Genomic DNA, 25,469 nt, shown 5'->3' with positions numbered 1-25,469 from the left:
GAGTCAATCTAGCTTATGGAGCAATCATAGTATTTGGTGAACTTACTTAATGACATTCAAATACCTAATCAATGTTAAGCACTAGGCTTAACATTGATGTCAGGCGCAGGTATATCCCAAATGTAGAATTTACCCTCTTCAATAAGTTTGATTTGCTGACGAATGATGTCATTGTTAGGATTTTTCTGTTCAAGACGACGCAAGCGCTCTAGTGCGTTATCGCGGCGATCACTTAATAAGTCTGACTGTGCCAAGCTTTGCTCTGCTTCGGTATAGCCAAGAGACACTGCGCGGTCTAGGTATTTTTGACCTTCTTTGAAGCCGCCGCCTTCTGACAACATCATGCCATATAAGAAGTTGGCTTCGCCGCTATCAGGTTGCAGTTTAATGGCACGGTCAACATATTTTCCACCACGTATCGTATAGTCTGATCCCAAATCTAAGTTACGTCCCATGCCATTGAGTTTAGCAGCACGAATCAATACATCATAAGAGGCGTTTGGTGATTCAGCATAAGGCTGTATCCATTCAGCCAATACTTTGATTTTTTCACGCGTATAATGGCGCTGTGAGCGATTAGGGAAGTTTGGTGGGTAATGACGAGCATTAGGTGAGACGTCTTCGATGAAGTCATCAAGCAAGCTCACGTCTAGCTGATCGTTGTTATTACCGTTTTGCTGAGGAATCAACACAGTCGGTACAAAGCTTACGTCTGACAATTGCACTTGCGGCGTTGGAACATTGGCAAGCTGACCACTACGCAGGTCGATACCAGTAGCGGTCAAAGGACCAGGCTCATAAACTCGAGTGGTGCCAGTGAACTCAGGTATTTTTGGTGCTGGTACAACATCTTGTGGTTGCAATGTACTCATTGGCGCACGATACGGCTGAGCATTATTTGGCAAAGGAGCGCTTTGTGGAACGCTATTGCTTTGAAGGTCAGTTGGTTGAGTATTGGCTGTCACCGCCGCAGTCGGTAAAGTACCTGATTGTGCTGTACTAGCCGCAGTCGGTCGAGCAAGACGAATCACACGTTTGCTAGAATCCATAGCGCTAGGCACCGATGTGGCAGTAGTATCGGTCTTTGCAGCATCTGTTGCTGCATTAGTTTCTGCCGCATTGACAGGCGCTGATAATAGCATGGCACAAGCTGTTGCCAGTGCTGTCAGAGTTGCCAGTTTAGGCGACTTGCTAGACGAACGGGCAGAGAAAGTCGATTGGTTGATGGCTTTCATAAAAATCGTTACCTTAATTTATTTAGTTGTTATTTAGCAATTGAATGGTTATTAGCTCATGTCTTTGCGGCAAAATCATACAAATTTTTAATACCCTAACAAATTCAACTGAGCGCTATCAGTAGTAGGATTGTTAATAGTAACGCGATAGCGTGTACGTCATGCCAGCGACAGCAGGGTAAATGAGAGCAATATCAATAATAAAGCGCACTGTAATTACCCTCACAACGAACTTGCCATCACAACCTATCGCTCAAAACCTGCTATCACAGATGGCAATTATAAGTGATATGCCGTGGCTTTCATGCGATTGGCCATCCAGCGCATAGTATGACGTACAGGTGGTGATAACGCTGCGCCGCCATTTGCTAATGCTAGCTCACGATGATGCAACTCTTCAATATCCATTTGTGCCAGTATCTCTTTTGAGCGTTTATCGTGCTCTGGTAATTGGGTGATATGCTCTTGTAAATGTTCGCTGACTTGAGCTTCTGTCTCTGCGACGAATCCCAAACTAAATTCATTAGAGATGGCACCCGCGACTGCGCCAAGACCGAAAGACATGCCATACCATAATGGCGTAAAGATACTGGCATGACTGCCAAGCTCGTCTAATCGCGTCTCGCACCAGACCAGATGATCGACTTCTTCTTCGGCTGATTGCTGCATGGCTTGCTTGACGCCACTGTCTTTGGCGGCAAATGCTTGACCATGATACAGACCTTGCGCACATACTTCACCAGTATGATTGATACGCATCAATCCGGCGACATGTCGCGCCTCGGTGATAGTGAGCTCAGGAATCTCGTCACTGCTGACTGGTAGTGGACGAGTGCTAGGGTTTGAATGTGGTACGACAGCTCGTAATGCCTTATCGACCCCAAGTAACAATTGGTCGACTTTGGATAAGGGAAGCAGGGCCATGATTCACTCCTGATGGCTTAAATACGATCAAAAAATTAAACTTATCTGTTCTTCTAAAAACATTATCTGTTTTTCTAAAATAATGATAGTGATTAACGCATAGACATTACTATAGCAAACAATCCAAATTATCAGCACCAATATTATCCATTTGACAACACACCGATTGCTATAGCAGCATGTCAATCTTACTTATGGAGCCACTTCATCGTGCGTTTGGATGACTGCATTTTTAATATGTTTATTGAGTTTACTGTATAAAAAGGCACCGAAGGCAATGTTTATGAGTCCTGTCACCAAAAATAGCTGAGGTAAATTGAATCCCAAAGCGTTCAAGATCACGATAGAGAAAATCGCTGAGGTGACCATAAATATCGCGTTAAAGATATTGTTGGCACCAACGACGCGCGCGCGGTGGCTCTTGGGTGCATAGGCCTGCATAGAGGCATATAATGGTACGATGTATAAACCGCCGCTAAAGCCCAAAAAGAATAAATCAGCAAACACGCGCCAGCTGCCACTCACCACAAATAACTCACTGATGCCAAACAGAGTTGCATTATTTGCATTGATGTTGAGACTTGACAGTGAAAAATACAAATCAATCGCAAAAATACTTAAGCCGGCGATACCAAAGGGCAAAAGACGTAAGCTGACTTGGTTTTTGGTTAGTGATTTGCATAATAATGAGCCAATCGACACACCAACAGAAAACAAGGTTAATAGGAAAATAACCACTGATTCATCACCATGTAAGATGACCTTGCTGAATTCTGGCGTTTGGGTCAAAAACGTTGCGCCATAAAACCAAAACCAGCTATTACCAAGGATGACAAAGAACAAAAAAGGCAATGAATATAAGTAGCGCACCGTCGCCACACTAGTGGTCACAATGTTCCAATTGATTTTTAGGTTTGGCTGCATCGCTGGCATGTGGGGTATCAATCGTGCGACAAAATAACCCAAGACGGCGATGACCAATACGGTCACACTTATCCAATAGAGCGGCTGTGCTATCTGGGTTAAAACGCCCGCGATAATCATACCGAGCAAGATCGCTAACGATGTTCCCATTTGAAACAAACCATTAGCACCAACCAATTCATCTTCTTTCATCGCTTGTGGTAAGTAGGCGTATTTAATAGGCCCGAAAAAAGTAGATTGAGTACCCATGAGAAACAACGCAACAAATAACAATGCATACCACTCAAACACGAACCCTACTGCCGCAATCACCATAATCACGAATTCAAGCAATTTAATCAATCGTGTGAGTTTTGATTTTTCAAATTTATCCGCGATTTGTCCTGCCAGTGCAGAAAACAAAAAGTAAGGCAAAATAAACAACATCGCGGCCAAGTTATTCAAAATACTGACTTCCATGCCCAACTGACTCGCAGCGGTGTAAGTCAAAACCAGTATGAGTGCTTGCTTAAAAATATTGTCATTAAACGCGCCCAAAAACTGGGTAAAAAACATGGCACTAAAACGGCGGTGCTTAAATAATTGAAACTGATTGGCCATGAAAATTCCTACAGACGGGTCGCGGTTGCTAGATCAAAGAAAAGCGTTGAATACCACGTTTAAAGTGAAAGTAATTATCGATATAATTATTAACAGTATCAAAAACTTATCGAAATATAGCATAGGTTTTATCAATATTAAGCCGTATAATAGCAAGGCTTTGGTAAAAATACATGCGCGCGACGCTATGATTTCATAATTATCTAAGTTATGATTTGTAAATTTTGCATGGTTGCGTCGCGAGGTGTGAGTAATGGCAAAGGCTTGCTACCACTCACGCATGTCCATATCTTGATAAAAACGTGGTGCTAATCTGACACCAAGGTTTGCGTTATAAACGGTCATTATCCAAAGCAAGACAGTAAACCATAATTCAGCCAACTGCTATAAGTTTATTCACCGGTAAGACTAGGCGATTGTTATCGTTCATAATATTGTGCCGCGTGAGGTGATAGGAAATACACATGAAACACCAGCCTTCAACGCTCGCGCGCAATGTATCGATGATGCAGTGTGATACGGATAATGTTCGAGAGGATATTAAAATTCAAGATTTTCAGAGTAACCGTCTTCAAAAAACACGTCGTGCAGCAGCTGTGACAACTCATGGCAATGCGCCGCGCATTCATTTTACGCGTTCAGCACTTTTCACTGCGCTAGCGACCAGCCTAGTGGGTTTCGGTATGGCACCTGCTGCATTGGCTGATACCACAAATAATGTCAGTTCTCCTAAACAACCTACGAGCAATCAAATAGCTGTCGATCAATCAAACATTCAACCAATAAACACTCAATCGACTACACTGTCAGATGATGATACTCAGCTCGATATCGCTTTGGATGCATTGCGCCTAAAAAAGGCAGTAGAGCAGGGCATTATCGATCAGTCAGTATTGGATGAGTACAGCGAACAAAGCCTAGGCATTAAAAAGTCTGATGCTCAAGATAAAAGCGCTAAAAAACCAGCTGCTCAGTCTCAGGGTATGGCCAATTCTCAGGCAAATGCCATGGATAATATGGCTGGCGCAAATGATGCTCAGCTCGATCTTTCCAATAGCGCCAATGATGACTTATTGCAACAAGCCGCAGCCATACAGCAGCAGGGTTATCAGATGATGACGCCCGAGGAGATTGATCGTGAGCTCGCTGCGATGGATATGCAGAATGCCCAAGATATTGATGACATCAATAATAGTACAGACGTTAATAGCAGTAACGTTAATAGTACCAGCGTTAATAACAATTACAGTAACAACAATAATAATATCAGCAATAACGATCGCGATTTTGACGCGCCAATTGCTACATTAGATGATATAACCCCACCTATTGGTTTAGATGTGGATTTGGATGCGACCAATCTGCCAACTCCTAACAATCTTGAGACATTAGGTAGGAATGAGAGCGCCGCTGAAAGTGCACAGACGGCTGAAGTTATGTCGCGTCCGATCGATGTTAGCGACTCTGTCAGTAGTGGGCGCGTGGATGGAACCGGTACTTTCGATAATGAGATTGTCGCCAATGCCAGTGATGAGGCCAATGAAGATGGTACAACGTCAGATATCATCAATCCTGATGACTACTTGCCAGACTATCAAGCGGACTCTCAGGGAATAAACCAGAGTATCGAACAAGCTAGTAAGCCCAAGCCAATGGCGCGTAATAAAGGCAATATCGTGAAACGCCTTTATAATCGTTTGTTCAATGCAGGTGTGATGGCATTACCACATGTAGATACCACAATTTATCTACGGCAGGCGACCGCTGAAGGTACTGTCAATGGTAAGCCAAAGCTCACCAAAGCGGATAATGACGTTCAGCCCATGAAAAACATCAAAGCCGCCCTTGATGATACGACGGTTCAGTCAGTTACCGACTTTACGGCCGCCTTGCCACGCCTGCGCCAAACAGCATTAGAGGCAGCCCAAGCAGTGGGTTACTATGATATTACGTTACGCCTACGTCAGCGCAATGCTGACACGATCGATGTCATTATCGAAGAGCTGGGCGAGCCGGTACGTGTGGATAGCCGTATTGTTGAGATTCGCGGTGAAGGCAGTGAACAACCAGAATATATAGCACTTGAAAAAGACTTGCCGCCACAAGTCGGTGATATCTTCAATCACCGTGTTTATAAAGATAGCAAGGCGGCCCTTGAGTCGCTGAGTAATACTTATGGCTATTTTGATCAATATTGGCTCAACAAATCCGTTGATATTATCTTGCCAGATAATACAGCAGATGTGTCGCTGGTCTACAACACTGGTGATCGTTATGAGTTTGATGACGTTGTGTTTTTTACATACGATGAAGAAACCAACACCTTAACCCAAGATCCTGACAAGCTACCTGTTGAGTTGTCACTATTACAACAGTTGTTCGACTTTAAGTCCGGCGATCCTTTTTATCGTCCAGCGGTGACCGAGTTTAGCAATGACTTATCAGCGACTCGTTATTTTAATACGGTCAACGTTGAGTCGATATTGCCGCCAGATGAACGCAGTGAAGCCAGTACTTTGGCTTTTGATAACACACCCACCAATAATAGCGGCACACTCGACGACGATATCAATAGTGATGGCGCCTTAGACATTGCGGGTAATAATGGTGCTGAAAGCTCAGCTACTTCTAATAGTAGCCGTGTTAATCAAGACAATAACGCTGATGATGGTGATGAAAATAACGCAGAGAGTGAAGACAATACGACTGCCAATAGTGGTGAAACAGTCAATCCCGCCGACATTGCGGCGATCGATTTTGAAGCTGATGCAGCAACACTTGATAAACTACAAGCTATCAAACAAAAAGCAGAGCGTTTGAGCCGCTTACCAAATGACCGTGTATTGGATGAAAAAGACCAAGAGGCGGACAATCTTTTGGGTAAAATAAGCGACGGCATCAGTAATATTGCGCAAAAAATATTCCCTGATGAAGAAAGCTTAATCACTGATGAAAACTTTGTACCACCAACGCTGGCTGGTCGAAAAACACCGCGACAAGTGGCAGAAAGTAAAAAAGTACCGTTGTATGTTTTTGTCTCTTCAAGTAAGCCGCGCGATGCCCAAGTAGGTCTTGGTTACGGCACAGATACGGGCGTGCGAGCGACGGCAAAAGTAGACTATAATTTGCTCAATCGTAAAGGCTACCAAGCTGGTGCAGAGACCGAAGTTTCCAGAATTACTAAAAACGTCGCTGTTTATGCCAGTCGACCTTGGAAACATCCACTTAACGATAAATTAGATGCGCGTCTTACCTATGAAGAAGAGGTCATCGACCAAGGTGAAGGCAACTTCGACCTATCTACTACGACGCTAAAAGCAGCATTGGCACGTAATATTCGCCGTGACAGTGGCTGGAATCGCAGCTACTCTGTGAATTACCGTTTAGATGAGCTAGAGACTGGGGTCGATGAAACGGAGTTGGACGATCTACCAATTCGCTTTACTTCCTCTAAGCCTAAGCAGCAAGCGCTGCTATTCGGTTATGGTATGAACAAAACCGATGTAGACAGTGTGACCAATCCGACTCGCGGTATGCGTCAGTATTACTCGCTTGAAGCAGGGGCTGATAAAGCCCTTAGCGACACTAATATGGCAATCATTCGCGCGGGTGTCAGCGGCATTTATAGTTTTGGCGATGAGCAAAAGCATCAAGTGCTGGGCAGTCTGAATACAGGCTACATCTGGGCAGATGATTTTTATGATGTGCCTTATAAATTACGCTTCTTTGCGGGTGGTGACCAAAGTATTCGTGGTTATGACTATGAGAGCTTGTCACCGCTCGACAAGGGCTATTTGACTGGTGGGCAAGTGCTTGCGGTTGGTAGTGCAGAGTATAATTATGAATTTAAACCAGGATTCCGCGGGGCATTCTTCACTGATGTGGGTAATGCTTACGACAAAAACTTCGAGACTGAAACAAAGGTCGGCGTCGGTGTTGGTATCCGCTGGGCATCGCCAGTCGGTGTGGTAAGAGTTGATGTGGCGGCTGGGGTGACAGAAGAAAGCATACCCGTTAGACTGCATTTCTTTATTGGCTCGCCTTTATAGCCATGTAATCCAGTAGTGACATCATTTAGCGCGTATTGAACATTATTAAGTTGTCTCAGTTAGTGAAATTGAGACAGGTTCAACACGCGCTATTAGCAATATCCGTTGTATTTCTTATTTATCGTGCCGATTGCCGGTGACCATTCTTTAACGTAGTTGAGTGTCATGCTGACAAAAAATACCCCGCCTAATAACGCCCCAGATGAAGATCCAGCACAGCGCGACGCTCGTGCCGTCAGACGTTGGTATCCGCTGTCATTTTTGCTCAAATTACTCGTGCTTATTTTAATTGTGCTGACCATCATGTTTGCCGTGTTTTTTTACGCAATGGGCACAGAGTCGGGTACGAAGTTTATATTAGAGAAAGTCAGTGCTGAGACGGGCATTGATTTTAAATATGGTCGCGGTAATTTACGTGATGGTATCTGGGTCACTGATATCGATATCAAGGCGACTGAAGACCTTGAAGTATTGGTTGATAAAGCTTATGTCAAGATAGGCTGGCGTGCCATATTTGCCAAAGAAGTGCATCTGCGTGATGCAGACATACAAACCATTGAGATTATCAATAACAAGCCACCAACGGGTGAGCCGTTCGATTATAAAACGTTACAGCTGCCAGTGAACTTACGCTTTGATCACGCTAAAATAAAAAATATTACTTATAAACAAGTGACCAAAGAGCCCATTGTTGTGCAGGATATTGTTGCCCGTGATTTGACATGGGTCGGTAGCATGGTAACGGTTGGTCGCGGTGATTTACAATATGCTGATATCGTCAAAATCAGTGCCTTACAAGGTGAAATTGATTTACAAGGCGACTATCCGCTAGATTTAAGCGCGATTGCAGAAGTCAGCGCGCTAGAAAAAGCCTATGTTGACCCATTGAATATCACGGCAACAGGGACGCTAAAACGTACGGTTGGTAAGGTTCGTAGTCGCTACAATGATAGCGATGTGAGCGGTGATTTTGTTGTCCAAGGTTTGGATCAGGATTCGCCTTTTCAGGCAAAATTGCAATGGGATGATATTTTGATCCCTTATGCGGAAAGCCAAAAAATTCGTTTAAAAAGTGGTACTGCTACCGCGACAGGGGTTATCTCTGAAATACGTCTGCGTATCAATACTGAGCTGACGGCTAAAGACATTCCGTCCGGTCACTATCAAGGTCGCGCCGTTATTGCAAACAGTCAGTTACGTATTGATCGCTTAGATGCTCAGGTGCCAGCTGGAAATTTAATTCTGCAAGGTATTTTAGATTGGCAAGACAGCTTTGATGCAAAAGTACGAGCGACAGGGAGCAATTTTGATATTCGCCGCGTTATTCCTGATGACTATGCTGATTTCAAAGCATATGCACCGCAAAAGCTGAATGGTCGACTGTCATTACATTATCAGCAGCAAAACAGCGCTGGTAACATAGAGCTTGATGCAGATTTGCGTCAACGTGATGGCGAGCATGTGAATGCTAATATCGTCCAAGGCAAAACGTCAGCGAAGTCGACACAGGTAGCGCCTTGGTATATCGATGCCAAATGGCAAAACCTAATCCGCCGCGATGTGCCTAATATCGGTAATATTGATAGTCCGCGTGGACAGGCGGATGTCATCATTCGTGGCTCACGGTTATCAGTAGATGCCAATGCGGTCATTAATGAATTGAATGCCGCTCCTAAAGGCAACTATGATGTGCGCGTGCGCAAAGCTGGGGATGTCATCGACATCAATCGCCTGAACTATAAAGGGGTCGTGGGCGACTTATCAGGTACTGGGCAGATTCAATTGGCAAATAAAAAGCGTCCGCTCACATGGCAGATAGATGCGCGTACCAATGGACTATTACCCAAACAGTATCGCAGTGATTTGCCGCTTGAGCGCCTAACCGGTAGTGTCAGCGCGCGTGGTCGTTTATTGACTATTACTAAAGGTGGCGTTAGTGGTCAGCGTCATATTATTACCTTAAACGATACCGACTTGCAGGCGCAACTTGATGCGACTCAAGATGGTCGTGCTATTGGCATAACGGGTGCGGGTGATGCCAAAATCGATATCGTTGGTGGCGAGCTATCTATGTTCAATGCGCGCTTCAATGGGCAAGTCGATACTGTAGATGTACCAAAAGGACGCCTATCTATTGATGCGGCTGGCACGCCAAAGTTTATCAGTATTCGTAAGCTCAATTACAATGGTGAAGCGGGCGCAGTGAATGCCAAGGGCGTCATCGATTTGCGTAAAAATATCGGCTGGACGATAGATGGTCGCTTTGATAAATTTAATTTGGGTTATTTTTTACCCAACAATCCAGCGATTATCACCGGTGACTTGAAGACCAGCGGCGAGTGGCAAACGGCACCCAAAAACAATGCCAATACCGCAGGCAAACTGCAACGTTTTGCGGTGAATTTTGATGGGGTACTAGATGCTGAGCAACTGCCAGCGGGCAAGCTGACCATTGATGCCAGTGGTGATGATCAGCTGATTCGTATCAAGCGTTTCCGTCATATGGGCGCGGCAGGCAGTATTGATGCCAAAGGGACGGTTGATGTACGTCAAGGCATTGCGTGGGATATTGACGCAGTGATGGATCGTTTTAATATTGGTTATTTCCTCAAAGATACCCCAAGCCTTATCACTGGCACTATCGATACGGATGGGCGCTGGAGTGACTCGCAGCAAATCATTAATATCAAAAAAATTGATTTAAGAGGTATGCTAAAAGGTCAACCGCTTAGTGCCAAGGGCAGCTTAGCGGCGAAGATGCGTCTGCCAAAAGATTTGGCAAGCTGTTTCAAGCGTCTACAAACGCAAGACGCACAGGCGCAATATAAGCAAGTAAATGCCTTGATAGACAGCTTAAACGCGGATAATTTAGTGCTACGTTGGGGTGATAATTATGTCACTGCTAATGGCAATGCTAAGCAATTACAAACCAAAATTAATATCACCAGTCTGGATCAGTTGTCAGATAAATTGGCTGGCAAAGTCACTGGCGGTGCGACCTTATCACAGCCAGTAGGACAAGCGCTGCCAACTATTTATATCGATTTGGTTGGTGAGCGCATTGCGCTGCCGGGCTTTATTTTGCGCCAAGGTCGCGTGCTCGGTAAGCTGGTCAATTTAGCAAACAGCCCAAGTCAGCTTATTATCACCGCTGAAGGTTTAGATGCAGCTGGACAGAGTTTTAAAAGCGTTAAAGCGACTTTTAATGGTACTGAGCAGGCGCATGTGGTCAACCTTGACGTTGCCAATGAGCAGCTCACGATTGGCGCAAGGCTTAAAGGCGGCTTCAATCGGGATAAACTGAGCTGGTCTGGCGTCATCGGCAAGGGCCGTGTTCAATCCAAATATGCGACCTTAAATCAGTTACAGCCAGCGCAGTTAATTGTTAATTTACCCAACAATCAAAATGGCAATAATAACGATTTAAAAGTACAGTTGGCAGCGCACTGCTGGCAAGCCACCGATCAAACGGGCAAGGTGTGCTTACGTGAAAACTTAATCGCGTCACCTGATAAAGGTGAGGTGAATATCGCCTTGCAAAATCTAGATACGTCATTACTCTCGGTCTTTTTACCTAAAGATATCGACTGGCATGGCAAAATTAATGGTAAGGCGATTGTTGGCTGGCAACGTGGTCGTCCACCGACGATTAATACCACGCTGTATTCAGACAACGGCAAAATCGGCTTGATTCAAGATGGTGATAGTTTACCCGTCACTCTGCCTTATAAGCGGGTCTCACTGATTGCATTGTCCGTCCCTGAGGGCATCAAACTACGTACCGATATCAATACTGGTGGCGGTGCGCGTGGCTATGCTGAAGTGGTCGTTGATCCTTATAAGACGCCTAAGCCAATTTCGGGTGCTTTGGTATTGAATGAGCTTAACCTTGCGATATTCAAGCCTTTCTTCCCAGGTATGCGAGTGCTAGAGGGCAATGTCACGATGGCAGGAGGATTGGGCGGTACATTAGATAAGCCGCAATTCTATGGCGATGTGAAACTTGCTAATGGCCGTATTGCGATGCTTGATTTGCCCATTAATTTAACCAATGTAAATACTGACGCCAAAATTCGTGGCACGCAAGCGACTATTGATGGAACCTTTAGCAGTGGTACGGGTAAAGGGGTTTTGACTGGGACAGTTAATTGGCAACAAAAACTCCAAGCCAAGCTTAGCGTCAGCGGCGAGCGTTTGGTGATTACCCAGCCACCATTGTTAGTGGCAGAAATCAACCCTGATATTGATATCATCGTGCGTCCAGGCGATCGTTATGTCGATATTAAGGGAGCGGTCAGCGTACCGTCAGCGACCATTCGTCCGCCAGAAGCCAGCGAAGATATCATTACTCAAACCGAGGATGCTGTGGTTCTTGATCGTCGTCTCATTGGCAATATTGACGAGGTATTGGCAATATCGAAACCTTGGTCAATCAATGCGGATATCGGTGTCGACTTGGGTGATGATATCAACTTCCGTGGTTTTGGTGCCGTTATTCCTTTAGCTGGTGCGATTAATATCACTCAAAATGGCACGGGTGTCATGCGTGCAAAAGGGGTGGTGCAAGTATCACGTCGTACCAATATCAACGCTTTTGGTCAGAACCTAGAGCTTAACTATGGACAAGTGCGCTTCAACGGTGATGTGATGAAACCTAACCTCAGTATTGAGGCGGTTAAAACGATCAGTGGCAAAACGGTAGGTGTGCGTGTCAAAGGCAATACAGAAAGCCCCAATATTATTGTCTTTAATAATGCAGGCTTGACCCAGCAGCAGGCGATGAATGCTTTGGTGACAGGTCGAATTAATAACAAGGGCGCCACTCAAATCAGTGAGCAAGGCTTTAAATCGCAAGTGACGAATAACCTAGCCGCCGCGGGCTTAAGCTTTGGACTGAGTGGCACGCGCAATCTAACCAATCAAATCGGTCAGATTTTTGGTTTTCAGAGTTTGACCGTTGATGCCTCAGGCAGTAGTGAAGACACCAACGTCAACGTCACCGGTTACGTGACGCCTGACTTGTATATACGCTACGGAGTAGGGGTGTTTAATGCTCAAAATAGCTTATCTATTCGTTATCAGTTAACTCGACGTATTTATGTAGAGGCAACCTCAGCGGCAGAAAACGCGGTGGATGTGGTTTACAGTTGGCAGTTCTAAATCGCATCGTTTTATCCAATAAAAAACGCCTTTGAATGAAGGCGTTTTTTTATAGGTAGGCTAGGGCGTGTCCTTAATGCAATCGATAGTCATCTAAATGGGTTTAAAATGGCTAAATCTTGCTGAACGGCGTCAAATAGCTGACTAATATCTCGATATTATCGGCGCTATTTTCCTTGTTTGACTGCAATTTATCTCATTTTTAGAATGAGGACACGCCCTAATATTGATGATGAATGCTATTAATCTATTTAGTCAGGATTAAGCGATTATTACGTGTCAAACGTAATCGATACTCTTCACCCTCATGCTCGATACGCACTTCTTTAGTGAGTGCAAATAAGTGTTGTGATTGCAAAGTTGGTAAACGGTTTTCACGACAATTCAAGTAACGAGAGATAACCATGCTCATAGTAAATTCCTTTTGATAAAAAATGGCTGAATAGTAATGGCGATACAGTAACTATCTTTAACGATAATAATTATCATTTACATTGAAGAATTTTGCAAGGTAATTGATAAAATAAAATGCAGTCATTGTGTAAACTTATCTAAAGTAATTTTCGTAAATGAGATTTAAATAAATAAAAATTAGCTAATTATTATTATAAATCAATAGGTTGGTTTTAAATCGACTTGGTTTTTTGAAAGTATAAACCAATTAAATCGCACTTTAAAAAAACAGTAATAAAGGAGACGCCGATGCCAAATGAAGCAGATAACCACATTGATGGCTCATATAACAGCGAAAAAGTACTTATCGTAAACGTGGCAGTTGCGGTCATTCATCATAAAGCCCAATATTTACTTGGATTTAGAAACGCCGCCCAGCATCAAGGCAACCGCTATGAATTTGTAGGTGGCAAAATAGAAACCAATGAAAATGCCGAGCAGGCATTGATTCGGGAAGTCGCTGAAGAGACAGGCATTGAAATTTGTGACAATACGATGGTCAAGCTTGGACGTCTGCATCATGATTATGGTGATAAGCAGGTCAGTTTACAGATTTATAAGGTTGAGCTGACCGCGCAGCAGTATGAGCAGCATAAGCATCGCCAATATGGGCTAGAAGGTCAGGCGCTAACGTGGGTAAATAAGGCAGATTTATTAGCAGGAAAGTATCACTTACCCGCTGCTAACCAGACGATTCTCGAATGGCTGAGTGTGCCAACAACGATAGCAATTACCTATCCATTGACGCATTTTGATGCCACTCCTGATCCAGTGGCCGCATGGCTGACTTTTCATCAAAACAATCTAACAGCCAATGCTTGGGTATATATTCGAATAAAGGTAGCTGGCTCAGCAAGTATAGCAGCGCAGTTGATGCATATGCGTCCAGATATTAAGGCGATTGTCCCTTGTGATGTCAATGGACAGACCCTAACCATTGAAGCGCCGCTAGCAATGAAAGATACAACCACTGCCAATTCAATCGTTGCCAATCAGCTGTCTCATACCGCATTGTTACAATGGTCGGAGGATACACAAGATAGAGTGCTGTCTAAAAATTATCCGTTAATAGTCAGTTGTCATGATGCCGCCAGTATTGATGCTGCCAATAAACTGGCTCATGCTCGGTTACAACAGCAATTACCGCCCGTCATTGGCGCCTTTTTGTCTCCTGTACTAGTCACCTATACACATCCTGATACTGTGCGACTTGGTTGGGAATCATGGTCAGCATTGGCCCAATTGGCCGACATACCGATTATCGGTTTGGGTGGTTTATCACCTGTGATGATTCATCAAGTATTAGAGCATGGTGGTATCAGTGTTGCTGGTATTCGACAGTTCTTTGAATAGTAAAAAACTAATAGAGGGAGTGTTGGCACCAATGCTGACCAGTTCTGAACCAGAATTGCCATTAATTGGCATCTATCAGGGCAAATAATTGATTTTTAATATATTTATCCAATCAGTAACTATGTGTTTATTCGGTATTTATTCTACTGCATAAACGCATAGTTACTTACAAACCGTTGCTTTTTCCTACATTGCGACACTGTTTTAATAGTCGAGCTGCCATTAATATATATCACCTAAACAAAGAGTACTTACTCTATATTCTTATAGGCGAATTGCTTATCAACATATCTCTTAACTGCTCTCATAATATTTGGTTTTTGCAGCGCCAGCTTTTACATTCAATATATTTTTAAAAGTTGAAGACGCACAGAAGATGAGAGTACATATAGGGCATATAAGAAGAATAGTTAACAGTCACTATCAATAATGGTACCTCTATGAAAACCAATAAGTTACCTCAATCAGCATGGTCTGATACAAAGGAAGCTGGTTCTCAATCTAAGCAGACTACCCAGTCGCGCCACTATCATCTGAATGAGGATAGTACACGGCAGACAGGTCACGCCAGCAACGATGCTAGCTACAACCATGATAATCTAAATGACCAATATTCTACCCATCTGGCAAAAAAAACGTCTTCGCAAGATCACTATTTTGGATATAAAAGCGCCGATAAGAGCCCACTACGGGCAAAAGAGTCTGCTATGATTAACAGCAACAATAACAAAGACGGCGATTCAAAACATAGCGAAAGCAGTGATTTCGTTAGTGATTACTGTACCAAGGATAGTGGTCACTGCACTAACGATTATAAATGGTCACAAGAGTTGAGCGAAAAAGAATCTGGACAGAACCACCATTCAAAGCAAAATGCTGATTCATCATCAACCTCTACTTACTCATCATACAAAGAAATACCGGAGCGTATATTTATGAATGGACTTATCAAGCATACGGGCATAGCTCTAGCAATTATCATCCCATTAGCTGCATTTTCAGCGTATGCGGCGACGCCACCAGTTAATGCTACCGCTGACATGACTGCTAACGCCACTACTGATAGAACCACTACAGAGACATTGTCAATCAAGCCAAGCGCTATCATTCATAAGTCTGCAAGTACACCGACCACAGTCGATAGCGTTGATCTAAAAAAGTATGCAGGGACATGGTATGAGATAGGTCGTTTACCCATGTATTTTCAGCGCAATTGTGCCAGTGATGTCACCGCCAACTACACTGAAAAAACCGACGGTTCAGGTATCATAGTCACTAATAAATGCGTACAGAAAGACGGTTCTGGTATTACTTCTGAGGGTATCGCTAAACCTGTTGATGAGTCAGGCAGTAAGTTAAAGGTCACATTTTTACCATCGTGGATTCGTTGGTTGCCAGTTGGTCGTGCCGACTATTGGGTACTAGCACGTGATGCTGATTACAAGACTGCTTTAGTAGGAACACCTGATAAAAAATATTTATGGTTATTGGCACGTTCGCCAAACGTCACTCAAGAAACTTATGCCAAATATCGTCAAATCGCTCAACAGCAAGGCTATGACTTAAAAGAATTTAAGTTAACCTCGCAGACCAATCAAACAGTTAGCCTCGTTCCATAACGAGCATCACTTACTAGATACTGTGTTAAATCGTAATGTCGCTTTATCATCCACTATTTGATACTGGCAATAATAAACAAAAAGGCAGCATAATTGGCTGCCTTTATTTTCATAATAACCTGCACAACTCAATAAAATGCTTTATAAGCGCTAGCAGATCGGTTATCACTGGCAAAATAGGCCGTTTTAGGCTAAAATCTAGGCGATCTCAATACTCTACATCAATAACTGACACCGATATCGTGCGGTTGCCATACTAGAGTGATTGCGTAGACCACACATAATCTATCTAATCTGTATTCTCTATCATTTACTGATCACACATTACTGACCATAAGGATGTTTCTCGTGAGCAACGCTGATACCTTACGCCAATTACATCAAGACCACTTAAGCAACTACAACAATCAAGAGCAACAAGCGATTGAGCTGATGGGGCTATTGAATAAGCTCTATAATGAGCAAGACGTACAAGTAACCTTGTTCGGTGACACGTTAAATACGACGTCAGTTGGTCAAATATTGGCATTGCATCAAAAAGTAGCCTTGCGTAACCAAGACGCTAAATCTATTGATATCGCTGACACTTTAGCCATGGTTAAAGCGCTAGCGGCCAATAATAAGCTTCAGTCTGCACAGGTGGATGTTGGTCAATTAATCGCTAATGACAGTGATTTACAAACAGCACTTCAAGCCGTTAATGTTGATGACACTACGGTTAATCCTGCGACTGATGTCGTGCTATACGGTTTTGGTCGTATTGGCCGTATTTTAACTCGCCTGCTATTATCACAAGCGTCAAGTGCTAAAGGTATGCAGTTAAAAGCCATCGTTGTACGTCCTGCGGCATCTGGCGATTTGGCCAAGCGCGCCTCATTGCTAGAGCGTGATTCGATCCATGGTAGCTTTGCTGGTGGCGTGGTGGTTGATGATGAAAACAACGGCTTGATTATCAATGGTCGCTTTGTTCAGGTTATCTACGCCAAAGATCCAAGCGAGATCGATTATACGGCTTACGGTATTAATGATGCGTTAGTGATTGACAACACGGGCATTTGGAAAGATGAAGCGGGTCTTGGTAAGCACTTGCAATCGACTGGTGTGAAAAAAGTCCTATTAACTGCCCCTGCTGGCGGTGAGATTAAAAACGTTGTTTATGGTGTAAACAACGATACAGTCGGTGAAGACACCATCGTCAGTGCGGCGAGCTGTACCACCAACGCAATCACCCCAACGTTAAAAGTATTGAACGATGAATACGGTATCGAAAACGGTCACGTTGAAACGATTCACTCATTCACTAACGATCAGAACTTGATTGATAATTATCATAAAGCGGATCGCCGTGGTCGTAGTGCTGTATTGAATATGGTTATTACCAGTACGGGTGCAGCTAAAGCGGTTGGTAAAGCACTGCCAGAGCTTAGTGGTAAACTAACGGGTAATGCCATCCGTGTACCAACGCCAAACGTCAGCTTAGCGATTTTAAACTTGAATCTTAAAACAGCACCAGAAAATGCTGATGCGTTAAATGAATTCATGCGTAAAGTATCTAATAGCAGTCAGTGGCAAACACAGATTGCTTATACAGATTCTACCGAAGCGGTATCGACGGATTTTGTTGGTGATACCCACGTTGGTATCGTTGATGCCCAAGCGACTATTTTGACCGACAATCATGCTATCGTGTATATCTGGTATGACAATGAAGTTGGCTATAGTACGCAAGTATTACGTTTAGCCACACAAATGGCAGGCATCAGTTATACACAGATTCCAGCTTAATACATTTGTACAGCAGTAGTGAGTTTTTAATATTGAGGTACTCTTTATAAGAAAGTACTTTAATAGTCACTTTTAGCATGGACAAATAGATGTGATTTTTTAAGTTAATATATACCGCACCCGATAGTCCAATTGGTTATCGGGTGTTATTGTCATAAATAAAGCAATGATATAATGATATATAGCAACATAGACGTAAGTCTCCTATTTTTTAAAAGATACCTATAGGCAAAAGAAGCAGTATATGACTGCTATTGAGTCTATAAACTAGAGTGTAAATAAAGGAACGTAAGATGCGATTTATTGATGAAGCCGTCGTAACGGTAAAAGCAGGTGACGGTGGTAACGGAATCGCCAGTTTTCGCCGAGAAAAGTATGTCCCACGTGGTGGACCTGATGGTGGCGATGGTGGCAAGGGCGGAGATATTTATGTCATTGCAGAGGATAACACCAACACCCTAGTGGACTATCGTTATACCCGTCGTCATGATGCTATGCGAGCCGAGAATGGCCACAGTAGAAACTGTTCAGGCAAGGGCTCTGATGATTTGTTTTTACCAGTACCTATCGGTACCACGGTAGTTGATACCGAAACTGACGAAGTGTTGGGTGACTTGATTGAACTAGGTCAGACGTTACTGATTGCCAAAGGTGGTGATGGTGGTTTGGGCAATACCCATTCTAAGAGCTCTACCAACCAAGCACCGCGTAAATCGACGTCTGGTTTTGAAGGTGAGTTAAAAGTTCTTAAATTTGAGCTAAAAGTTGTGGCTGATGTTGGCTTGATTGGTTTGCCTAATGCTGGTAAATCTACCTTTATTCGTCAAGTCTCTGCTGCTAGACCAAAAGTTGCTGACTATCCGTTTACCACCCTCGTTCCGAATCTAGGTGTGGTTGATATCGGTCGTCATCGCTCATTTGTGATGGCAGATATTCCAGGTTTGATCGAAGGTGCTTCAGAAGGTGCTGGACTTGGCATTCGTTTCTTAAAACATGTGGCTCGTACTCGTCGTCTATTACATGTGGTTGATGTAAAGCCAATTGATGGCAGCGATCCGGTAGCCAACGCTCGTGTTATCTTGAATGAACTTGAGCGTTTTTCGCCTGAGTTATCCAACTTGCCCCAGATTTTGATATTAAACAAAATTGATCAGGTGCCTGACGAAGAGTTAGATGAGCTTTGTACTCATATTGTCACCGAGCTTGATTGGACAGGCGATGTATTTCGCACGTCAACCTTAATGGGTGAAGGGACTGATGCAGTTAAATATCATTTAATGAATGAGATTGAACTAGAGCGTGAGCGTGAACTAGAAGATCCTATCTTCGCTGAAGCACAAAGAACCCGTTTTGAGCGCTTAGAAGTAGAAGTACGTCTAAATACTGAGGCGCAGCGTGAAGCCTATCGTGCGGCCCGCAAAGCGGCTCGCGAAGGTGTAGATTTAAGCGACGACGATGCTGATTTTGACGATGACGACGAAGATGGTGTTGAGGTCATTTATGTTCCTTAAGCTAACACGCTTGAGCTGATATACTTGAATTTTTTAGATTAATCCCCGTAATCAATTCACATGAGAGACAGGAGTTTATATGGCAGGTGACATAGAAAACACGACCGAAGAAGCAAGGTTTATTAAACAAACTCGCAACTTTGATATTCAGCGCGTTATTGTCAAGATTGGCTCATCGTTGTTAACCAATAACGGTCGAGGGCTGGATCGAACTGCCATATATGAGTGGGCCAAACAGATTGCCAAGCTGCATAAGCAAGGCGTTGAAGTACTGCTAGTATCGTCAGGTGCTGTTGCCGAAGGTGTAGTACGAATGAACCTTGAGGAGCGCCCGAAGAAACTAGCAGCACTACAGGCCTGTGCTTCTATTGGTCAAATGGGTTTGATTGAAACGTGGTGGTCAGCATTAATCCAACATGGTATTCAAAGCTCGCAGTTGCTACTGACGCATGATGATTTGTCTAATCGTAGCCGTTATCTCAATACGACGGGCGCGTTGACACAATTATTAGAATGGCGCGTGCTACCAGTGATTAATGAAAACGACACTATTACCATTGATGAAATTAAATTTGGTGATAATGATACTTTGGGCGCGATGGCAGCGGCGATGGTCAATGCCGATTTATATATCATTTTAACCGATCAAGAGGGGGTGTTTACGGACAACCCACGTGACAATCCTAATGCAAAAATGATTCGCCAAGAGCGTGCGATGGCGGATTACTTATTTGATATTGCAGGGGATGGTGGCAAGCTTGGTCGCGGCGGTATGCTGACAAAAATTCGTGCTGGTCGTCTTGCAGCGATGGGTGGTTGTCCAACCGTTATCGTGAGCGGTGCTATCGATGATGTTATCACTCGTGTGGTATCAGGCGAGGCGGTTGGTACTTTATTGACCACCAATGATCAAGACAAAATCATTGCACGTAAACAATGGCTTGCCGCACATTTACGTATGTCAGGCACTCTAATAGTCGATGCAGGCGCAGCAAAAGCTGTAGTTGAGCATCACAAGAGCTTGCTACCGGTCGGCGTTGTGGAAGTACGCGGTGATTTCGACGAAGGCGACGTGGTTGAGGTGGTGCATCAAGATACGGGCGAGCGTTTAGCGGTTGGACAAGTGAACTTCTCCTCTCGTGATGCTTGCCGAGTGGCCCGTGAGCGTACTGAGCAGTTTGATAGAATTCTTGGTAATAATGAAGAGCGTGTGGTCATGGTACACCGTGATAATTTAGCGTTGACCATGTAGACCATTGATGGTATACATCCGATTTCAAATATGAGCACGATATTATTGATTAAAGACTAACGGCAAATAACGCTCTAAGAAACACAAATACTTTTAATGATTATTGTTTTTATGATTGTTAACACGAGAGATATTAACCAATAAATTGTTATTAGCGAATATCTCATTATTTGTGGTTTTTTAGCATAGATTGTCGCTATCTAAACGTTTTAATATTCTTTTATTCAACTTATTTTATCCAGCACCGTATTCATTGATGATCATGAATGCGGTGTTGTTTTGGAGATTTGTACATGAGTGCTTCAGACAATAGTAACTCGATTCAGCAAGAGTTTGCGCCTTTAAAGAACGACAGATTGTTACGGGCATTACGCTTTGAATCAATAGACACCACGCCAGTCTGGATGATGCGTCAAGCTGGTCGTTATTTACCAGAATATAAAGCCACTCGTACAGAAGCCGGCGACTTTATGAGCCTGTGCAAAGATACGGACCGCGCCACTGAAGTTACTTTACAGCCACTACGCCGTTATGATTTAGATGCTGCTATCTTATTTAGTGATATTTTGACCATACCTGACGCTATGGGATTGGGCTTATACTTTGAGGCGGGCGAAGGCCCTAAGTTTAAACATCCTATTCGTACGCAAGCAGACTTAGATAGATTGCCAGTACTTGAACCCAATGATTCTCTTGATTATGTCATGCGTGCGGTGACGAGCATCCGCAAAGCATTAAATGGTCAAGTGCCGTTATTTGGTTTCTCTGGTAGTCCATGGACATTGGCCACCTACATGATCGAAGGCGGCAGCTCAAAAGACTATCGTTATACTAAAGGCTTTTTGTATAGCAACGCTGATTTTTTGCATCAATTATTAGATAAATTAGCCACTTCTGTCATTGATTATCTAGATGCACAGGTAGTCGCTGGCGCTCAAATTTTACAGATCTTTGATAGTTGGGGTGGGGCGCTTGGTCATCGTCAGTTTATCGATTTTTCTCATGCTTATAATAAGCGTATCGTCGCTGAATTAAAAGTACGCCATCCGCAGATACCAGTGGTATTATTTACCAAAGGCGGTGGGTTATGGTTGGATTTGCAAGCAGATAGTCAAGCCGATGTTTTAGGATTAGATTGGACGATGCCCATTGATCGTGCACGCCAAGTATTGGCTGAGAGTCAGCGTCAATTGACCAAACAGCATAAAAAACTACAGAGTAGTAAAGCCATTCAAGGCAATTTGGATCCAGCAACATTGTATGGTTCACCTGCGACGATTCGTGCTGAAGTAAATGCAATGCTTGATAGTGCTTATGCAAGCGGCGAAAAAACGGGTTATATAGCAAACTTAGGTCATGGTATTACGCAGTGGGTCAATCCTGACAATGCCAAAGTATTTATCGATGCGGTGCACGATTATAAAATCTAAAGCCGCTAGAATCTAAAAATGACAAAGTTCAGGCATATAAGCGAGTTTTCTATCTAAGATTTGTTTAACAAACACTGATATTTATCAAGTAAAAGAAAAAGGAATATCTTATGATTTCAGCAGCGATTGTTGGTGGCACAGGTTATACGGGTATTGAGCTGATTCGCTTGTTATCTGCGCATCCTGAAGTATCTATTGATTTGCTAACCTCGCGTAGCGAAGCTGGTACACGCGCTGATGAGATATTTCCAAGCTTACGCGGTATATCGGATATTGTCTTTAGCGACTTGGGTGACGAGACGCTTGCAACGCTGCAGAAGTGTGATGTGGTCTTTTTTGCCACTCCACATGGCGTAGCGATGAAGCAAGCAGAGGCGCTAACGCAAGCTGGTGTGAAAGTCATTGATTTGGCTGCTGATTTTCGTTTGCAGTCACTGTCCGATTTTGAACACTGGTATCAGCAGTCGCATGCTTGTCCTGAGCTACTAAAGACAGCTGTTTATGGTTTACCTGAAGTGAATCGCGATAAACTTGCCACTGCTTTAGTCGTCGGTAATCCGGGTTGTTATCCGACCACTGCTATTTTGGGTTTGAAACCAATAATCGATATGCAAAATAAGCAAGCAGAGAGATTGGTGGAATCACGCATCGTTATCGATGCAAAGTCTGGTGTTTCTGGCGCTGGTCGCCAAGCTTCACTTGCGCTTAATTATGCTGAAACTACTGATAACTTTAAAGCTTATAGCGTTGAAGGACATCGTCACCTGCCCGAGATTGAGCAAGGCGTGGCGCAGTTATTAGACAGCCAGTTCACCCATCGCATTCGTTTTTTACCGCATCTTGTGCCGATGATACGTGGCATGCTGAGCTCTATTCATCTTGAGCTGACGGATGCGGGTGCTGCTATTGATTGGCAGCAGATATTTGAAACATGCTATGAATCAGAAGCGTTTATTGATGTCATGCCAAAAGGTATTTATCCAGATACCCGTAGTGTCCGCGCCAGCAACCGTTTACGCATTGCTGTGCATCAAGACAATGAACGTGCGGAATTGACAGTGATTGTCGTACAAGACAATTTGGTAAAAGGTGCCGCAGGACAAGCGGTACAAAACATGAATGTCATGTTCGGATTCGATGAAACAATGGGTCTAAACTTTGCACCTATTGTTCCGTAGCAGATGTTTAGCTGTGGTCAAATCATTCACATTTATGGTGCTAGGTATTGATTATAAATTCCGCTATAATATTGCCATTACTGTTAAGAGATATTGTCTAAATGCGTGTCAAGCTTGTACGACGCTTTTGCTCACAGCCCGCACTTTCATCGTGCAAAGACTCTGATTTTTATCATTTAGAGCGTAGTCCGCATTCTCTTAAAACCAATGCTAGTTCAGTAACTAAGGTAGGTGGTACCCAACAAGGGGCATCCACATTGGTGTTGGCTCTCTTTGTCGTTGTCATATTGGTGACTGCCATTGTTGGATTGATATTCGGTCATAAATTAGGATATCAGCGTGGCTTTCATTCTATGCAAACTGAAACCAAGCAAGCGATGATCAATAGCACTGAGGCAACAGAAGCGCTTGAAGATTTACGTCTTAGTCATAAAATAGCGGCCAATCAAGCGGCTACTGCTAAGCAGGAGTTGGCGATTAGCTTGGCTAACATCAAAGAGTTGCGTGAAAACCAGCAAGAATTAACGGTTGAGAATAGACAAGTTTCTCAACTGAATGAGTTATATGCTGATGTCCTTCGTGACAAAGGCGGCATGCCTTTACAAGTAATAGCAGCAAAGATTGAACCGTTACCTGAAAATGCCTTCGAATATGGTTTCGATATAGGCATGCTTGCTAGCGATGGCAAAGCCAAACGCCTAAAGCCAACGTTGACGTTGCTCAATGACGATGATTTTGTGGAGGTGCCGCTAGATCCTCCAGTTTATACTATTGAAGGTATCGTTCGTATTCGTGGTCGTTTCATGATGCCATCAGGCTTTAAACCGTTACAAGTCAAACTTAGCTTACAAGCTGGCGGACAACAAGTAGAGCAGCTCTATGATTGGAAGCTTGGCGAGCGAGTTGATAATATGCCGCTATCACTTTTAGATTTACCTGAAGTCGACGAAAGTCCGATTGAGCCTTAATCTATTCATATTTAAGAGCGCTATAATAAGCATTGCATTTGCCAACCTCTGTTAGCGCTCTTTATTCTGTTATAAATATAACCATTAATTTGTATGCCAATTATGATAAAACAAACCCTATTGCAAGCGTTGCCAACTGTTGCTGATTGGCACTTTCCAACTATACCTGCTCATCGTGCACAAGATGGTGATACGGACGGCGAAACCTCGCCACAAGCAGATGTACTGGTTGCAGAGCCAGAAGTGGCTAAGCCGCCTATGTATGCCGTCGTTATGTATAATGATAATTATACGCCGATGGAGTTCGTCGTTTATATTTTGCAGTCTGAATTTCGTCATAGTATGGATTCGGCAGTCGAAGTTATGCTAACGATTCATAACAGTAGCAAAGGCATTGCTGGTATCTATCCTAAAGATATTGCTGAGACCAAAGCCAAAAAAGTAAACAGTCTGGCACATCGTGAAGGCTATCCCTTATTGACCCAGATTGAGCCACATCAAGGCGAATAAGAAAATAGCGTAAATATGGATTTGAAGTTCTATCTTCTTTTCGTGTTTCTATCTTATTATTTCCAATGGTTTTATCGTTTAGAAACCCTGTCACGCTCTAAAAACTGCTCATTGTGAGCTTGATAGGTACTCTGTATCCAAGCAGTCACTCATAAATTCCTTATTATAAAAATTTCCTAACCTTGATTTTTCTTTAATATACCCTTATCTATATTAAGCAATCACATCAAACAGCTGTCTAAATTTTATAGAAATGATTGCTGCACTCGTATCATTTTCTAGTCATTTTATTAACTTGAATTTTTCTATAATTTAATCAGCTGATGGCTTAAAAAAGTCACTTGTATCCTTCACTCTCTCATTTATTATTCTATTACTGATTTCTCCTTTATTTGCTCAGTTTTTGAAGCTTTCATACTATTTCGTTACTATAAATATTGATGCGCAGTACGCCTTGATACATTTTAGTCTGTGTTAATAGATTGACTCTTCTTAAGTATCGTGTTGAGATAAAGAAA

Annotated in this window: 15 protein-coding genes; 11 read left to right on the top strand and 4 right to left on the bottom strand. The window is 43.2% G+C overall.

Annotation, left to right across the window (positions count from 1 at the left end; all coding sequences use genetic code 11):
• Positions 1 to 74 precede the first annotated feature (74 nt).
• From JMV76_RS03380 to JMV76_RS03370, 3 genes are all read right to left on the bottom strand, one after another.
• Positions 75 to 1,235: a hypothetical protein gene (locus tag JMV76_RS03380; RefSeq protein ID WP_201501604.1), complete on the bottom strand. Its 1,161-nt coding sequence runs from the start codon at positions 1,233 to 1,235 to the stop codon at positions 75 to 77.
• A gap of 279 nt (positions 1,236 to 1,514) precedes the next feature.
• The gene (coq7, locus tag JMV76_RS03375; RefSeq protein ID WP_227690048.1) at positions 1,515 to 2,159 is read right to left on the bottom strand and encodes a 2-polyprenyl-3-methyl-6-methoxy-1,4-benzoquinone monooxygenase; all 645 of its coding nucleotides are present in this window, start codon (positions 2,157 to 2,159) and stop codon (positions 1,515 to 1,517) included.
• Between the two features lie 192 nt (positions 2,160 to 2,351).
• Positions 2,352 to 3,683, bottom strand: coding sequence for an MFS transporter (locus JMV76_RS03370; RefSeq protein ID WP_201501603.1), 1,332 nt, complete (start codon positions 3,681 to 3,683; stop codon positions 2,352 to 2,354).
• Positions 3,684 to 4,147: 464 nt separating this feature from the next.
• On the opposite strand from JMV76_RS03370, the gene JMV76_RS03365 reads away from it, so the two are divergent.
• Positions 4,148 to 7,732: an autotransporter assembly complex protein TamA gene (locus JMV76_RS03365; RefSeq protein ID WP_201501602.1), complete on the top strand. Its 3,585-nt coding sequence runs from the start codon at positions 4,148 to 4,150 to the stop codon at positions 7,730 to 7,732.
• A gap of 165 nt (positions 7,733 to 7,897) precedes the next feature.
• On the top strand, positions 7,898 to 12,892 hold the full coding sequence (locus JMV76_RS03360) for a translocation/assembly module TamB domain-containing protein (protein WP_201501601.1): 4,995 nt from the start codon (positions 7,898 to 7,900) through the stop codon (positions 12,890 to 12,892).
• Between the two features lie 247 nt (positions 12,893 to 13,139).
• Here JMV76_RS03360 and hemP read toward each other — a convergent pair whose 3' ends face one another.
• Complete coding sequence (hemP, locus tag JMV76_RS03355; RefSeq protein ID WP_227672156.1) at positions 13,140 to 13,298, bottom strand: hemin uptake protein HemP; 159 nt, start codon at positions 13,296 to 13,298, stop codon at positions 13,140 to 13,142.
• A 296-nt stretch (positions 13,299 to 13,594) separates the two neighbouring features.
• Between hemP and JMV76_RS03350 the strand changes: the two genes are divergently transcribed.
• The 9 genes from JMV76_RS03350 (at position 13,595) to JMV76_RS03310 (ending at position 24,951) form a co-directional block, all read left to right on the top strand.
• Positions 13,595 to 14,698 (top strand): NUDIX domain-containing protein, encoded by a 1,104-nt coding sequence (locus JMV76_RS03350; protein ID WP_201501600.1) that lies wholly within the window; start codon positions 13,595 to 13,597, stop codon positions 14,696 to 14,698.
• A 440-nt stretch (positions 14,699 to 15,138) separates the two neighbouring features.
• Positions 15,139 to 16,317, top strand: a complete 1,179-nt coding sequence (locus tag JMV76_RS03345; RefSeq protein ID WP_201501599.1) for a lipocalin family protein — start codon at positions 15,139 to 15,141, stop codon at positions 16,315 to 16,317.
• Positions 16,318 to 16,656: 339 nt separating this feature from the next.
• Entirely contained in the window at positions 16,657 to 18,102 is a 1,446-nt protein-coding gene (locus tag JMV76_RS03340; protein WP_201501598.1) for a glyceraldehyde-3-phosphate dehydrogenase, read from the top strand.
• A 293-nt stretch (positions 18,103 to 18,395) separates the two neighbouring features.
• A complete protein-coding gene (gene cgtA / locus JMV76_RS03335) occupies positions 18,396 to 19,613 on the top strand; it encodes an Obg family GTPase CgtA (RefSeq protein WP_201501597.1) in 1,218 nt (405 codons plus the stop codon).
• Between the two features lie 79 nt (positions 19,614 to 19,692).
• The gene (gene proB / locus JMV76_RS03330) at positions 19,693 to 20,865 is read left to right on the top strand and encodes a glutamate 5-kinase (RefSeq protein WP_201501596.1); all 1,173 of its coding nucleotides are present in this window, start codon (positions 19,693 to 19,695) and stop codon (positions 20,863 to 20,865) included.
• Positions 20,866 to 21,158: 293 nt separating this feature from the next.
• Positions 21,159 to 22,295 carry a uroporphyrinogen decarboxylase gene (gene hemE / locus JMV76_RS03325; RefSeq protein ID WP_201501595.1) on the top strand — a complete coding sequence of 379 codons (1,137 nt, stop codon included), beginning with the start codon at positions 21,159 to 21,161 and terminating at the stop codon, positions 22,293 to 22,295.
• Positions 22,296 to 22,405: 110 nt separating this feature from the next.
• Positions 22,406 to 23,473 carry an N-acetyl-gamma-glutamyl-phosphate reductase gene (argC, locus tag JMV76_RS03320; protein ID WP_055124420.1) on the top strand — a complete coding sequence of 356 codons (1,068 nt, stop codon included), beginning with the start codon at positions 22,406 to 22,408 and terminating at the stop codon, positions 23,471 to 23,473.
• A gap of 101 nt (positions 23,474 to 23,574) precedes the next feature.
• Positions 23,575 to 24,441 (top strand): hypothetical protein, encoded by an 867-nt coding sequence (locus tag JMV76_RS03315; protein ID WP_201501594.1) that lies wholly within the window; start codon positions 23,575 to 23,577, stop codon positions 24,439 to 24,441.
• A gap of 102 nt (positions 24,442 to 24,543) precedes the next feature.
• The gene (locus tag JMV76_RS03310; protein ID WP_087814601.1) at positions 24,544 to 24,951 is read left to right on the top strand and encodes an ATP-dependent Clp protease adaptor ClpS; all 408 of its coding nucleotides are present in this window, start codon (positions 24,544 to 24,546) and stop codon (positions 24,949 to 24,951) included.
• The last annotated feature ends 518 nt before the right edge of the window (positions 24,952 to 25,469 follow it).

This window comes from Psychrobacter cibarius (genome assembly GCF_904845955.1).
In the GTDB taxonomy this organism is placed as follows: domain Bacteria; phylum Pseudomonadota; class Gammaproteobacteria; order Pseudomonadales; family Moraxellaceae; genus Psychrobacter; species Psychrobacter cibarius_B.
Note: the sequence above shows the minus strand (reverse complement) of the source record. Positions and strands in the feature narration are given on the sequence as shown.